This is a genomic window from Streptomyces sp. NPDC004721, from assembly GCF_053601495.1.
On sequence record NZ_JBSGBZ010000065.1, the window covers coordinates 1 to 14,974 of the forward strand.

The window sequence follows — 14,974 nt, forward strand, 5'->3', positions numbered from 1 at the left end:
ACATATCTGGCGTTGACTTTTGGCACGCTGTTGAGTTCTCAAGGAACGGACGCTTCCTTCGTACTCACCCTCTCGGGCTTTCCTCCGGGCGCTTCGCTTCGGTGATCCAAACTCTATCAGGCTTTTCCGGTCTCCCTGACCACCGTCCTGCGGGCATGCAGAAGATGATCCCGAGATAGGATCTGACAAGTATGGGTGCTGCCCGGCAAGGACGCCTGGTGGCGTCACTCAGCCCCGAGCAGGGGTACGACTGTACATGGATCCGCGGAGTGGGTGCAAATCGTTTCGTTTGGTGGTCTAGACCACCAACGTGAGCTGTGTAAGCTCTCGCCCGTAACCGGTACTTACCGAGACATAGCCTGCTGCCGCACTGCGCCGTCTCCGGCGAGGCAGTGACGGCGCACATGAATCTCCACCCCTGGGAGGCTTCCCATGACCACCGTGACGTCCCCCGTCGCAGGACGCGCCATCGGACTGGCCGCCGTGCCGGATCCGGTCTTCTCCGGAGCCATGGTCGGCCCCGGCATGGCGCTCGACCCGGTACGCGAGCCCGCCGACGCCGTGGCCCCCGTGGACGGAGTCATCGTCTCGCTGCACCCGCACGCCTTCGTCGTCGTCGACGAGGAGGGGCGCGGGGTGCTCACCCACCTCGGTATCGACACCGTGCAGCTCAACGGCGAGGGCTTCGAGCTGCTGGTGAAGAAGGGCGACACGGTGGTGCGTGGCCAGGCGGTGGTGCGCTGGAACCCCGCCGCCGTCGAAGCCGCGGGCAAGTCCCCCGTGTGCCCGGTCGTGGCCTTGGAAGCCACCGCCGACAGCCTCTCCGATCTCCGCGACAACGGAGAAGTGAAGGCCGGCGACCGTCTCTTCACCTGGAAGTGACACCACTGCCTTCCCAGGGGCGGCCTTCCCGGGGACGGCGCACAACAACCACCGCGGCGGTGGGACCCGCCGCACTATCGGAGACGGGTGAGATGGAGACAACGCTGCGAGGCGTCGGTGTGAGCCACGGTGTGGCGATCGGCGAGGTTCGGCACATGGGGACGGCGGTGCTGGAGCCGCCTGCCAGGCAGATCCCCGCGGAAGAGGCGGAGCGTGAACAGGGGCGCGCCCGTCAGGCGGTGGAGGCCGTGGCAGCCGATCTGATGGCGCGCGGCAATCTGGCCGGGGGTGAGGCCCAGGCGGTGCTCGAGGCGCAGGCCCTGATGGCGCAGGACCCCGAGCTGATCGCGGATGTGGATCGGCGTATCGCCGTCGGCAGCACGGCCGAGCGCGCGGTGTACGACGCGTTCGCCGCCTACCGGGACCTGCTCGCCGGTGCCGGTGAGTACCTCGCGGGCCGGGTGGCCGACCTGGACGACGTGCGGAATCGTATCGTCGCCCGTCTGCTCGGTGTGCCGATGCCGGGTGTGCCGGACAGCGACGAGCCGTACGTGCTGGTCGCCCGTGACCTGGCGCCGGCGGACACGGCGCTGCTGGACCCGACCCTGGTCCTGGGCTTCGTCACCGAGGAGGGCGGGCCGACGAGTCACAGCGCGATTCTGGCGCGGGCGCTCGGTGTGCCGGCCGTCGTGGCGCTGCCCGGCGCCGTCGAGCTGGCCGAGGGCACGGTGATCGCCGTCGACGGCAGCACCGGCGAGATCTTCGTGAACCCCGGTGAGGAGAAGAAGGCGCAGCTGGAGGCCTCGGCCGCCGAACGCAAGGCGGCGCTGGCCTCCGCGACCGGACCCGGTGCCACTTCGGACGGCCACAAGGTGCCGTTGCTCGCGAACATCGGCGGTCCCGCGGATGTGGCGGCGGCGCTCGCGGCCGGTGCCGAGGGTGTCGGTCTGTTCCGGACCGAGTTCCTGTTCCTGGACGACAGCAAGAGCGCGCCGTCCGAGGCGAAGCAGGTCGAGTCCTACCGGCAGGTGCTGGAGGCCTTCCCCGAGGGCCGGGTCGTGGTGCGTGTGCTGGATGCGGGCGCGGACAAGCCGCTGGACTTCCTGACGCCGGCCGACGAGCCGAACCCGGCTCTCGGTGTGCGGGGGCTGCGGACGCTGCTCGAGCACCCCGAGGTGCTGCGCACCCAGTTGTCGGCGCTCGCCAAGGCGGCCGAGGGCCTGCCGGTCTACCTCGAGGTGATGGCCCCGATGGTCGCGGACCGGACGGACGCCAAGGCGTTCGCGGACGCGTGCCGTGCCGCGGGGCTGCGGGCGAAGTTCGGTGCGATGGTCGAGATCCCGTCGGCCGCGCTGCGGGCGCGCTCGGTGCTTCAGGAGGTCGAGTTCCTGTCACTGGGGACCAATGACCTGGCGCAGTACACCTTCGCCGCCGACCGTCAGGTGGGTGCGGTGTCGCGGTGGCAGGACCCGTGGCAGCCCGCGCTGCTCGACCTGGTCGCGATCGCCGCCGAGGCCGCGCGGGCCGAGGGCAAGAGCTGCGGGGTCTGCGGTGAGGCCGCGTCCAACCCGATGCTCGCGTGTGTGCTGACCGGTCTGGGTGTCACCTCCCTTTCCATGGGTGCGGCGTCGCTTCCCTATGTACGGGCGACGCTGGCGAAGTACACGCTGGCGCAGTGCGAGCGTGCGGCCGCGGCGGCGCGTGCCGCGGACAGCGCGGACGAGGCGCGCGCCGCGGCGCAGGCGGTGCTGTCCGGCGAGTGACCGTGGCCCGCCGCTCGCCGGCTGGTCTTCGAGGGGCGCTCCACCTGTCGGGTGGGGCGCCCTCGGGTGTTTCAGCCGTGCTGCGGGTCCGGTCCTTCTTCCGCTCCGAGATCGGGCGGCTCGCCGTAGTCGACGCCGGATTCCGGGGAGATCAGGTCGCCGGATTCGATGTCGGTGCAGTAGGCGTCGAAGACCTCGCCGGCGGTGAGGGGTTCGAGGCCGCCGGCGCGCAGTCGCCAGCCGTAGACGCGGTCGGCGGTGTCGGGGGCGGTGGTGCGCATGACGAGCCCGCCGGGGCCGTCGGTGGCGATGCCGAGGGCGAGGACCGTGGTGAACTCCAGAGCTTCGGCCTCGTCGAGCTGTGTGGCGTCGCCTTCGTCGTCGGCGTGGAGGACGGTGACGAGGGCTTCGGGTGTGCCGGTGACGCTGCACACCAGGTGCCGGTTGCCGGGCGGGGCCGTGTCGAGGATGCGGACGACGAGGTCCGCGGCCCGGGCGAAGGCGGCGCGGCCGATGTTCTCGCCGCAGGAGGCGCAGGGGCCGAGCCGGGCCAGCAGGGTGGAGGCGTACTCCCAGGTGGCCTGGCGGACGGCCTCGTCGACGAGGTCGGGGACGAGTTCGGCCAGGGGCCGGCCGGCGGCGATCGAGGTCGTCCTCGCGCCCGCGCTGAGCGCGCCGGAGGCGCTCGTCGACGGCCCGCTCGACGGTCGTAGGGAAGGGTGGGGCCCGTGCTCGCGAGTTCGGCGGTGAAGCGGGCGCGGCTGGACGGGATGTCGGGGTCGAGGCCGCTCGCCGCGCAGTATTCGGCGTACTCCTCCGGGTCGAAGAGGGCCACCGTGGTGTGGCCGCCCTGAGCGGCCACGAGTTGGAGGAGTTTCTCGACCTGGTGGAGATAGGTGGTGTGGTCGTCGAACGTGAAGCTGCGGTAGCGCCGCATGGCGCGGAAGTCCTGTTCGTCGGTGAGCAGGCCGATGGTGCCGGCGATCTCCCGGCGCAGGACGCGCCGCATGGTCAGGTGGTCGGTGTGCGCCATGTTTCCCCCTGTGAGCGCAGTCGATCAATGCTCACTCACCGTAACCGGAGCCACTGACAACGGGGCGGACAGGCGTTCACGGAGCCTGCGGCCCCCACCGTGGGCGGTGGGGGGAACGCGGCGCTCAGGCGCGCTTGCGGGCCAGCTCCTCGTAGAAGCGCAGCAGGTCGAGGTCGTCGACCGAGCCGGGGTTGACCGCCTTGTCCAGCGGCGTGCCCTGGAGGAGGCGCTTGACCGGGACCTCGATGCGCTTGCCGGTGAGGGTGTGCGGGATGCCCGGCACCTCGATGACCTCGTCGGGGACGTGGCGTGGGGAGAGCTGTTCGCGGATGGTCCGCTTGATGCGGCCGAGCAGCGCGTCGTCGAGGGCGGCTCCGGGTGCCAGCTGCACGAAGAGGGGCATCCAGTAGCCGCCGTCGGGCTGTTCGACGCCGATGACGAGGGATTCCTTGATCTCGGGGAGGCGTTCGACGGCTTCGTAGATGTCGGCGGAGCCCATCCGCACGCCCTGGCGGTTGAGCGTGGAGTCGGAGCGGCCGTGGATGATCACCGAGCCGCGCGAGGTGAGCGTGATCCAGTCGCCGTGCCGCCACACGCCGGGGTACATGGCGAAGTAGCTGTCGTGGTAGCGGCTGCCGTCGGGGTCGTTCCAGAAGTGGATCGGCATGGACGGCATGGGGTTGGTGACGACGAGTTCGCCGACCTCGTCGATCAGCGGTGTGCCGTTCGGGTCCCAGGACTGGAGGTCGGTGCCCAGGCACGGGGCCTGGAGTTCGCCGATGTGGACCGGGAGGGTCGGTACCGCTCCCGCGAAGCAGGAGCACACGTCGGTGCCGCCGCTGACGGAGGCGATCCACAGGTCCTCGCGGACCTCGTCGTGCAGCCAGCGGAATCCGTCGGGCGGCAGCGGCGATCCGGTCGTCGCGACGCACCGCACCTTCGACAGGTCGAAGTCGCGCGAGGGGTGCACTCCCGCCTTGCGGCAGGCCATCACGTAGGCGGCGGAGGTGCCGAACAGGGTGGCTCCGGTGCGTTCGGCGATACGCCACTGGGCGCCGGTGTCGGGGTACCCGGGGCTGCCGTCGTACAGGATGACCGTCGTGCCGGTCAGCAGTCCGGAGACGAGGAAGTTCCACATCATCCAGCCGGTCGACGTGTACCAGAAGAAGCGGTCCCCTGGGCCGAGGTCGCAGTGCAGGCCGAGCTGCTTGAGGTGCTCGACGAGGATGCCGCCCTGGGACTGCACGATCGCCTTGGGCAGGCCGGTGGTGCCCGAGGAGTACAGCACCCACAGGGGGTGGTCGAAGGGCACCGGTTCGAAGACGGGGTCGACGTCGGCGGAGGTCAGGTCGGACCACTCCAGGGCGTCCTCGGGGGCTTCGGTGCCCAGGAGCGGGATGTGGACGACCGCGCGCAGGGTGGGCAGTTCGCGGCGCAGTTCGGCGACGACGTCGCGGCGGTCGTGCTCCTTGCCGCCGTAGCGGTAGCCGTCGACGGTGAACAGGACGACCGGTTCCACCTGCTGGAAGCGGTCGAGGACGCTGCGGGCGCCGAAGTCGGGGGCGCAGGACGTCCAGACGGCGCCGACGGCGGCCGTGGCGAGGAGGGCGACGACGGCCTGGGGGATGTTCGGCAGATAGCCGCTGATCCTGTCCCCCGGGCGTACGCCGAGGGCGCGCAGTTCGGCGGCCAGGGAGCCCACCTGGCGGCGCAGCTCTGACCAGGTCACCGGGCGCGGTTCGTGTGTCTCGTCGACGTGGAGGAGGGCGGGCTCGTTCGCGCGCGTGGCGGCCGCGCGCAGGGCGTGTTCGGCGTAGTTCAGGGTGGCGCCGGGGAACCATTCGGCGCCGGGCATCGACCGGTCGCCCAGCACGCGCGCGTAGGGGCTGGTGAACCGTACGTCGAACCACTGCGTCACGGCTTTCCAGAACGTTTCCAGCTCGTCGACGGACCAGCGGTGCAGGGCCGGGTAACCGCCCAGGGCCGGGGCGCCGTGGTGCTCGGCCGCCCAGGACTGGAACTTCGTGATCTGTGCCTGGGCGATCCGCTGCGGATCGGGCCGCCAGAGCGGCAGGGGGTTCGCGGTCGACATGGGGCGGCTCCCGGACTGTGCGCGTCGTGTGCGTCGGTCCGCGCACGTGCTGGGGTGTGCGCGTGACGCGGCTGACACGGACGATGCCATGTGATCGACTTCTACACCAGGGTGCACCGCACATAGTCCGCGTCGTGAAGATGTGGTCGCGGCACGGATGAACGGCAGTTGAACGCCACGCGCGCCAACGGCCGTCGATGGCAGGGTGAGCAGCATGGACGGTCGTGACCTGGTGCGTTCGGTGAAGGCGGTCGGTTCGGCGGGGGTGGCCCAGGGGCTGCGCACCGTACGCGCCGCGTGGCGCCGGCGGCGTGCGGACGCCGGCGGCCTGCCGTCGCGGGGGGCCGAACGCGCGCGGGTGCCCGGTGCGGTGCGGGACGTGGCGCCCGGACCCGGGGGCGGTGTCGTCCGCTTCGCCCGCTCGGAGCTCCGTATAGCCGTCGCCGGGAACGGGGCCGTCTTCTGGGCCTGGGACGGCGCCGGGCCCGAGCCCTCGTACGCGCTCGCCCGCGCGTGCCCGGAGCCGGACCCGCGCGCGGTGCTGGAGCCGGACAAGGACGGTGGCTGGCGGGTCGTGGCCGAGCGGGTCACCGTCGGTGTCTCGAGGCTCGGCGCGATCGAGGTCCGCACGCCCGGGGGCGTGCCGCTGCGCCGTGATCTGCCGCCCCGGTGGTGGGAGCCGGTCGGCGGGGGCTCCGCACGGTGGTCGCAGCGGTCGGAGGTGGCGGCCGACGCGCGGTTCTTCGGTCTGGGCGGCCGGGCCGGCGGCCCACGGTTGCGCGACGGCACCTATCGCCTGTGGAACACCGATCCGGGCCATGCGTTCGGTCCCGGTGACGACCCGCTCCACGTCACCATGCCGGTCCAGTTGGTCGTGGCCGACGCTGGCACGCACCTGGTGTTCCACGACAACTCCTGGGACGGCACGGTCACGCTCCGGGAGGGGGCGGAGGGCGCCGGCTCGGGCCACGACCGGGCCGGGGCGAGCGAGTTCAGGATGGACGGCGGTCCGCTGCGCTGCTGGGTGGTCGTCGGCACCCCCGCGCGCGTGGCGCACGTCTGGTCCTCCCTCACCGGACCGGCCGCGGTCCCGCCCGCGTGGGCCCTGGGGCACCATCACGCGCGGTGGGGCTCCGGCGGCGAACAGGAGGTGCGGCGGATCGTCGCGGGCTACCACGAGCACGAACTGCCGCTGGACGCCGTGCACCTGGACACCGACCACCACGACGCGCACCAGGTGTTCACCGTCGACGAGGACCGCTTCCCCAAGCTGCCGGTGCTGGCCGAGGAGCTGCGGCGGGACGGGATCCGGCTGGTGTCCGTCGTCGAACCTGCCGTGAGGGCCGCGCCGGGGAACGCCGTGTACGACGGCGGAACGGCCGCGGACGCCTTCGTACGGGACGCCTCGGGCCAGGTGGTGCGGGGCGTCGCCCGGCCCGGAGAAGCCGTTTTCCCGGACTTCACGCACGCGCGCGTGCGGCAGTGGTGGGGCGGCTTGTACCGGGAGCGGCTGGGGCAGGGGTTCGCCGGCTTCCGGCACGACATGAACGAGCCGACCTCCTTCGCCGCCTTCGGCGAGACGACCCTGCCCAGGTCTGCCCGGCACGCCCTGGAGGGCCGGGGCGGCGACCATCGCCAGGCGCACAACGTGTACGCCCTGTGCATGGCCGAGGCGGCGTACGAGGGGCTGCGAGACCTGGTGCCCGAGGAGCGCCCGTTCCTCTTCTCGCGCTCGGGCTGGGCCGGGATGCAGCGCTACGGCGGCATCTGGCCGGGCAACGTGCCCACCGGCTGGCCGGGACTGCGGGCGTCGCTGTCACTGGTGCTGGGACTGGGTCTGTGCGGAGTGCCGTACTCCGGCCCGGACGTGGGCGGGTCCGACGGCCTCCCCTCCCCCGAGCTGTATCTGCGCCGGCTCCAACTGGGGTCCTGTCTGCCGCTGTTCCGCACGCACGCGAGCCCGCGGGCGGGGCGCGGGGAGTCGTGGGAGTTCGGTCCGGAGGTCCTGGAGCACGCGCGCGTGGCGCTCGTCGAGCGCCGGCGTCTGCTGCCGTACTTCGTGACGCTCGCGCACCTGGCGCGGCGCACCGGGGTGCCCTGTGTGCGGCCGCTGTGGTGGGGCGCGCCGGAGGACCGCGCTCTGCGGGACTGCGAGGACGCCTTCCTGCTCGGCGACGGCCTTCTGGTGGCGCCCGTGCTCGACTCCGGTACGGACCGGCGGGCGGTGCGGCTGCCGCCGGGCCGCTGGTACGACACGGCGACAGGACGGGCGTACGAGGGGCCGGGGCAGGTGCTGGTCGACGCCCCGCTCGCGCGGATTCCGGTGCTCGCGCGCGCGGGCGCCGTGATTCCCGTGCGAGGTGAGGGCGGCGGCCTGGAGCTGGAGGCGTGGGCGCCCGCCCAGGGGCGTACGGGCGGCGGGCTGGTGGTGCCGGACGCGGGCGACGGCTGGGAGGAGCCGGAGATCGAACGCTATGCGACCCGTTGGCAGGGCGTGGAGGTGGTCGTCGAGCGCGAGCGGGAGGACGGTGCCGGCGAGCCGCCCCACCCGGTGCGCATACGGGGGCTCGGCGCGTCCTGAGTTCGGGCGGGCACCGAGCGGCCGTTGGAGCGTGTGCGGCCTTTCAGAGGTAGCGGCCGTCGAACCAGGCCCGGACGGCCCGGGTGTGCAGCGGGAAGGCGAGTTCGGCGGGCCTGCGCAGCAGGTGGCGGTCCTCCGTCTCATCGGTGGCGGTGAACTGCGGCAGGCCCTCGGCGGGGCGCTCCGGAAGCAGTCCGAAGAGCAGCAGATGTCCATCGGGCGAGCTCATCGCGTCGGCGAGCCGCACATCGCGTGCGGCCGCCTCGATCCCGGTCTCCTCCTGGAGCTCGCGGACGACGGCCTGGCGCCAGTCCTCGTGGTCGTCGATGTAGCCGCCCGGCAGGGCCGTGCCCCCGCGCGCGGGGGCGATGGTGCGGGTGATGACGACCAGGGCGGTGCCCCGGGTGTCGTACACGGGTTGCAGGGCCACCGCGACCGGCAGCGGGTTGCGGTAGGCCGCGGTGCCGCAGGCCGGGCAGGTGCGGGGCCAGCCGGTGACGCCCTCGCCGTAAGGCGCTCCGCAGCTCGAACAGTGGGAGCGCGGTACGGAGTTGGCGGTCGGGTGCGGGGTTTCGGGCACGCGCGGACTGTATCCGATCAGTGGGCGGACGTCTTCCGTCGGTGGTTGTCACCGTTGCCGCCGGCGTCCTTGACGCTCCCTGTGGGCGGGTGAACACTTCCCCCACTCCCCGGACCCGGTCGTCTCGGGCGTCGGCGCCTTGGCCGCCCATCCCGGGCTGTTTTCCCCAACGTGGGACAAAATGTTACCAGTGAGGGCGCAGGGGATGGATGGTCCCGGCCCTCGGCCGCTTCTCCACTCCCCAAGGGATAGCCATGACGGACAACGCCGAGAGGTTCGTGGCCGCCATCGACCAGGGCACCACCTCGAGCCGCTGCATCGTCTTCGATCACAGTGGCGCCATCGTCGCCGTCGACCAGCGCGAGCACCGCCAGATCTTCCCCAAGCCGGGCTGGGTGGAGCACGACGCCACCGAGATCTGGTCGAAGGTGCAGGCGGTGGTCGCGGGCGCCCTCGCCAAGGCGGGGCTGCGCGCCGACCAGCTCAGCGCCCTCGGCATCACCAACCAGCGCGAGACGACCGTCCTGTGGGACCGGGCCACCGGCAAGCCCGTGCACAACGCGATCGTCTGGCAGGACACGCGGACCGCGGCGCTCTGCAACGAGCTGGGCGGCTCCGAAGGGCAGGATCGTTTCCGCGAGCAGACCGGCCTGCCGCTCGCCAGCTACTTCTCCGGCCCCAAGGCGGTCTGGCTGCTGGACAACGTGCCCGGCCTGCGCGATCGCGCCGAGCGCGGTGAGATCGCCTTCGGCACGATCGACACGTGGCTGATCTGGAACCTCACCGGCGGAGTCGACGGCGGCCGACACGTCACCGACGTCACCAACGCAGGCCGCACCATGCTGATGAACCTGCAGAGCCTCCAGTGGGACCAGTCGATCCTGTCCGCCATGAACGTCCCCGAGGCGATGCTGCCCGAGATCAGATCCTCCTCCGAGGTGTACGGGACCGCCGTCGGCCAGCTCGCCGGGGTTCCCGTGGCCTCCGCCCTCGGCGACCAGCAGGCGGCCGTGTTCGGGCAGGCCTGCTATGACGTGGGCGACGCCAAGAACACGTACGGCACCGGCAGCTTCCTGCTGCTGAACACGGGCAACCGGCCCGTGCCGTCCAAGAGCGGCCTGCTCACCACCATGGGCTACAAGATCGGCGACGAGGCCCCCGTGTACTGCCTGGAGGGCGCCATCGCCATCACGGGCGCGCTGGTGCAGTGGTTCCGCGACCAGCTCGGCATCATCCGCACCGCGGACGAGATCGAGCCGCTGGCGGCGAGCGCGGAGAACAACGGCGGCGCGTACATCGTGCCCGCCTTCTCCGGCCTGTTCGCGCCGTACTGGCGCTCCGACGCGCGCGGGGTGATCACCGGCCTGACCCGGTACGTCACCAAGGCGCACCTGGCGCGGGCGGTGCTGGAGGCGACCAGCTGGCAGACGCGCGAGGTCGTGGACGCCATGTACCAGGACTCCGGGGTCCGGCTGACGACCCTGAAGGTCGACGGCGGCATGACCAAGAACAACCTGCTCATGCAGCACCAGGCGGACGTGCTCGACGTGCCGGTGATCCGTCCCAGGATCTCCGAGACGACCTGCCTGGGCGCCGCGTACGCGGCCGGGCTGGCCACGGGCGTGTGGAACGACCTCGAAGAGCTCACGTCGCACTGGCAGAAGGACGCCGAGTGGACCCCGTCCATGGACGCCTCGGTCCGTGACCGCGAGTACCGCAACTGGCGCAAGGCCGTGGAGAAGAGCTTCGGCTGGCTGGAGGACGGCGAGAACTAGGCGAGAACCAGTCTGTGGGCCCTCGTACGCGGCGTCAGATGGCGGCGGCCCGGCGGCGGTCAGCGGCGTGGGCCATCGCGTGCTGGACGACCTCGATGAGGACCTCCTTCACCGACTCGCGTTCGCGGGCGTCGCACAGCAGCAGCGGGACGTGGTCGTCGAGGTCGAGGGCCTGGCGGATGGTGTCCACGGGATAGCGGGCGGCGGCCTCGAAGCAGTTGACGGCGACGAGGAAGGGGATGGAGCGCCGCTCGAAGTAGTCCACGGCGGCGAAGCAGTCCTCGAGGCGGCGGGTGTCGGCCAGCACGACCGCGCCGAGCGCGCCCTCGGACAGCTCGTCCCACATGAACCAGAACCGCTCCTGCCCGGGCGTCCCGAACAGGTACAGCACCAGGTCCTCGCGCAGCGTGATACGGCCGAAGTCCATGGCCACCGTGGTGGTGTGCTTGCCCTCCACGCCGCTGACGTCGTCGACCGGCCGCCCGGCCTCGGTCAGCAGCTCCTCGGTGCGCAGCGGCCTGATCTCGCTGACCGCGCCGACGAGGGTCGTCTTGCCCACGCCGAAGCCGCCGGCCACCAGGATCTTGAGCGTGACGGGCTCGACCGGGGGCTTGCCGCGCTCAGAACGGCCGAAGATCATCGATCTCTTCTCCTGCTCGATGTGGGTCGGGCGGCGGCGGGCCGTATCCTCCACCGCCGGGGGTTTCGACGACCAGTACGTCGCCGGGGGCGACGTCCGCGGAGTCGCTTCCGCCGAGTTCGGTGACCGTGCCGTCCGCGTGTTCCACCCGGTTGGCGCCCAGTGCGCCGGGCTCGCCGCCCGCCATGCCGTAGGGGCGCACCCTGCGGTGCTGGCAGAGCGTGGAGACGGTCATGGCCTCCAGGAAGCGGATGCGGCGCACCGCGCCGTCCCCGCCCGGCCACCGTCCGGCGCCGCCGCTGCCGTGCCGGACCGTGAACTCCTCCAGCCGTACGGGCAGCCGCCATTCGAGGACTTCGGGGTCGGTGAGCCGGGAGTTGGTCATGTGCGTCTGGACGACGCAGGCGCCGGGGAATCCGTCGCTCGCGCCCGAGCCGGAGGCGACGGTCTCGTAGTACTGGTGGCGCTCGTTGCCGAAGGTGATGTTGTTCATCGTGCCGGAGCCCTCCGCCTGGACGCCGAGCGCCGCGTAGAGGGCGCCGGTGATCGCCTGGGAGGTCTCGACGTTGCCCGCGACGACGGCGGCCGGGGGCCGCGGGGAGAGCATGGAGCCGGGCGGCACGATGATCTCCAGGGGGCGCAGGCAGCCGTCGTTGAGCGGGATGTCGTCGGCGACCAGCGTGCGGAAGACATAGAGGACGACCGCGTTGACCACGGAGAACGGGGCATTGAAGTTGGTCGCGAGCTGCGCGGAGGTGCCGGTGAAGTCGATCGTCGCCGACCGGTGTTCGCGGTCCACGCGCACGCGTACGCGGATGACGGCGCCCGAGTCGGTCTCGTAGGCGTACTCCCCGTCGTCCAGGGCGTCGATGACCCGGCGGACGGCCTCCTCCGCGTTGTCCTGGACGTGCCGCATATAGGCCTGGACGACATCGAGGCCGAAGTCCTCGATCATGCGGGCGACCTCGTCGACGCCCTTCTGGTTGGCGGCGATCTGGGCGCGCAGGTCGGCGAGGTTGGTCTCCGGGTTGCGGGAGGGGTAGGGCGCGCCGGTCAGCAGGCGGCGGGTCTCCTCCTCGCGCAGGCGGCCGTTCTCGGCGAGCAGCCAGTTGTCGAAGAGGACGCCCTCCTCCTCGATGGTGCGGCTGCCGGCCGGCATGGAGCCCGGCGCGATCCCGCCGATCTCGGCGTGGTGGCCGCGCGAGGCGACGTAGAAGAGGATGCGGTCACCCTGTGTGCCGGCGGTGTCGAACACCGGGGTGACGACGGTGACGTCCGGCAGGTGCGTGCCGCCGTGGTACGGGTCGTTGACCGCGTAGGTGTCGCCCGGCCGCGTCCGGGGGCCGCGGCGCCGGATGACCTCCTTGACGCTGGTGCCCATCGAGCCCAGGTGCACGGGGATGTGCGGGGCGTTGGCCACGAGGTTTCCGTCCGGGTCGAAGAGGGCGCAGGAGAAGTCGAGGCGCTCCTTGATGTTGACCGACTGGGCCGTGGACTCCAGCCGGGCACCCATCTGCTCGGCGATCGACATGAAGAGGTTGTTGAACACCTCCAGCAGAACCGGGTCGGCTTCCGTACCGAGATCGGAACTCTGCGTGACCGCCACGCGTTCCAGGAGCAGATGCCCGTCGTCCCGCGCCACGGCCCGCCAGCCGTCGTCGACGACGGTCGTCGCACTGGCCTCGGTGACGATCGCGGGGCCGGTGACGGCCTCGCCGGGGGGCAGCTCCTCACGGCGGTGGAGGGGTACGTCGCGCCAGGCGCCGCCGGTGTGGAGGCGGACGGTCTCCGGGGCGGCGGAGCGGCCGGCGCGGGCGGGCTCGTACGGGGAGAGGGCGGACAGATCGGGGGGTTCGGTGATGCCGGTGGCTTCCACCGAGAGGGCTTCGACGACGATCGGGCGGTCGAGCGTGAAGGAGTACGTGGCGCGATGACGCTCTTCGAAGGCGCGCCGCATGGCGGCGGGCTCGGTCAGCTCGACGGTGAGGGTCGTGTCCGTGCCGTCGTAGCGGAGCTGGGCGCGGCGGGTGACGCGGACGCGCTCCTCGGGGACGTCCTCGGCGCGCAGTTCCGCGCGGGCCGCGCCCTCCAGATCGTCGGCGGTCTTCAGCACGCCCGGCATGGCGGCGGGCTCCAGGGGTGCTTCGACGGACTGCTCGCGCATGGCCGTGGTGTCGGCGAGGCCGATGCCGAGCGCGGACAGGACGCCCGCCATGGGCGGGACGAGCACGGTGCGGATGCCGAGCGAGTCGGCGACCATGCAGGCGTGCTGTCCGCCCGCACCGCCGAAGGTGGTGAGGGCGTAGCGGGTGACGTCGTGGCCCTTCTGCACGGAGATCCGCTTGACGGCGTTGGCGATGTTGGCGACGGCGATCTGCAGGTAGCCCTCGGCCACCTGCTCGGGGGTGCGGTCGTCGCCCGTCCGCTCACGGATCTCGCGGGCGAGGCCGGTGAAGCGTTCACGGACGAGTGCCTCGTCGAGGGGCTGGTCGCCGCCGGGGCCGAACACCTCGGGGAAGTGGGCGGGCTGGATGCGGCCGAGCATGACGTTGGCGTCGGTGACGGCGAGCGGGCCTCCGCCCCGGTAGGAGGCGGGTCCCGGGTCGGCGCCCGCCGAGTCCGGTCCGACCCGGTAGCGGGTGCCGTCGAAGTGCAGGACCGAGCCGCCGCCGGCGGCCACGGTGTGGATGTCGAGCATGGGTGCGCGCAGCCGGACGCCGGCGATCTGCGTGGTGAGGACGCGTTCGTACGCGCCCGCGTAGTGGGAGACGTCGGTGGAGGTACCGCCCATGTCGAAGCCGATGACCCGGTCGAAGCCGGCGAGCCGGGACATGCGGGCCATGCCGACGATGCCGCCGGCGGGGCCGGACAGGACGGCGTCCTTGCCGCGGAACTGTCCGGCCTCGGCGAGCCCGCCGTTGGACTGCATGAACATCAGCCGCACGCCGTCCAGTTCGTCGGAGACGTGCTGGATGTAGCGGCGCAGCCCGGGCGACAGGTAGGCGTCGACGACGGCGGTGTCGCCGCGCGGGACGAGCTTCATCAGGGGGCTGACCTCGCTGGACAGCGAGATCTGCGGGAAGCCGACGCGGGCGGCCAGCTCGCCGACGGCCCTCTCGTGCGCGGGGTGCAGATGGCTGTGGAGGCAGACCACGGCGACGGCGCGGATCCCGTCGTCGTACGCCTGCCGCAGGGGTCCGGCGAGCGCGTCCAGGTCGGGGGCGCGCAGGACGGTGCCGTCGGCCGCGATGCGCTCGTCGACCTCGACGACCCGCTCGTACAGCAGCTCGGGCAGCTCGATACGGCGGGCGAAGATGTGCGGACGGTTCTGGTAGGCGATGCGCAGGGCGTCCCGGAAGCCGCGGGTGACGACGAGGAGGGTCCGCTCGCCCGTGCGCTCCAGCAGGGCGTTGGTGGCCACGGTGGTGCCCATGCGGACCGACTCGATGGAACGGGCGGAGCCGTCCAGGAGGGCACGGATGCCAGCGACGGCCGCGTCGGCGTACCGCGCGGGGTTGTCGGACAGCAGCTTGTGCGTGACCAGACGTCCGTCCGGGCGGCGCGCGACGATGTCGGTGAACGTGCCGCCCCGGTCGACCCAGAACTGCCAGCCCGTCATGTCACCACC

The 14,974-nt window shown here is 72.0% G+C and carries 8 protein-coding genes and 1 pseudogene; 4 read left to right on the plus strand and 5 right to left on the minus strand.

The features are described from left to right. Positions 1–432: 432 nt before the first annotated feature. Positions 433–882: a PTS sugar transporter subunit IIA gene (locus tag ACWEK3_RS35935; protein ID WP_390873026.1), complete on the plus strand. Its 450-nt coding sequence runs from the start codon at positions 433–435 to the stop codon at positions 880–882. Between the two features lie 92 nt (positions 883–974). Then, complete coding sequence (gene ptsP / locus ACWEK3_RS35940) at positions 975–2,645, plus strand: phosphoenolpyruvate--protein phosphotransferase (RefSeq protein ID WP_453251615.1); 1,671 nt, start codon at positions 975–977, stop codon at positions 2,643–2,645. Between the two features lie 71 nt (positions 2,646–2,716). Here the strand turns inward: ptsP and ACWEK3_RS35945 are convergent. Both ACWEK3_RS35945 and ACWEK3_RS35950 read right to left on the minus strand, forming a co-directional pair. After that, positions 2,717–3,612 (minus strand): annotated as a pseudogene (locus tag ACWEK3_RS35945) (hypothetical protein). A gap of 190 nt (positions 3,613–3,802) precedes the next feature. Next, a complete protein-coding gene (locus ACWEK3_RS35950; RefSeq protein WP_450547268.1) occupies positions 3,803–5,770 on the minus strand; it encodes an acetoacetate--CoA ligase in 1,968 nt (655 codons plus the stop codon). A 214-nt stretch (positions 5,771–5,984) separates the two neighbouring features. Here ACWEK3_RS35950 and ACWEK3_RS35955 point away from each other — a divergent pair, with 214 nt between their 5' ends. Beyond that, positions 5,985–8,351: a TIM-barrel domain-containing protein gene (locus tag ACWEK3_RS35955; protein ID WP_453251616.1), complete on the plus strand. Its 2,367-nt coding sequence runs from the start codon at positions 5,985–5,987 to the stop codon at positions 8,349–8,351. A 43-nt stretch (positions 8,352–8,394) separates the two neighbouring features. Here the strand turns inward: ACWEK3_RS35955 and ACWEK3_RS35960 are convergent, their stop codons facing one another. Further along, a complete protein-coding gene (locus ACWEK3_RS35960; protein ID WP_450547266.1) occupies positions 8,395–8,931 on the minus strand; it encodes an NUDIX domain-containing protein in 537 nt (178 codons plus the stop codon). A 254-nt stretch (positions 8,932–9,185) separates the two neighbouring features. Here ACWEK3_RS35960 and glpK point away from each other — a divergent pair, with 254 nt between their 5' ends. Further along, positions 9,186–10,706: a glycerol kinase GlpK gene (glpK, locus tag ACWEK3_RS35965; RefSeq protein ID WP_453251617.1), complete on the plus strand. Its 1,521-nt coding sequence runs from the start codon at positions 9,186–9,188 to the stop codon at positions 10,704–10,706. Between the two features lie 34 nt (positions 10,707–10,740). Here the strand turns inward: glpK and ACWEK3_RS35970 are convergent, their stop codons facing one another. Further along, the gene (locus ACWEK3_RS35970; RefSeq protein WP_450547264.1) at positions 10,741–11,346 is read right to left on the minus strand and encodes a GTP-binding protein; all 606 of its coding nucleotides are present in this window, start codon (positions 11,344–11,346) and stop codon (positions 10,741–10,743) included. Next, complete coding sequence (locus tag ACWEK3_RS35975; RefSeq protein ID WP_453251618.1) at positions 11,327–14,965, minus strand: hydantoinase B/oxoprolinase family protein; 3,639 nt, start codon at positions 14,963–14,965, stop codon at positions 11,327–11,329. Before ACWEK3_RS35975 ends, ACWEK3_RS35970 begins: the two co-directional genes overlap by 20 nt. Positions 14,966–14,974 lie beyond the last annotated feature (9 nt).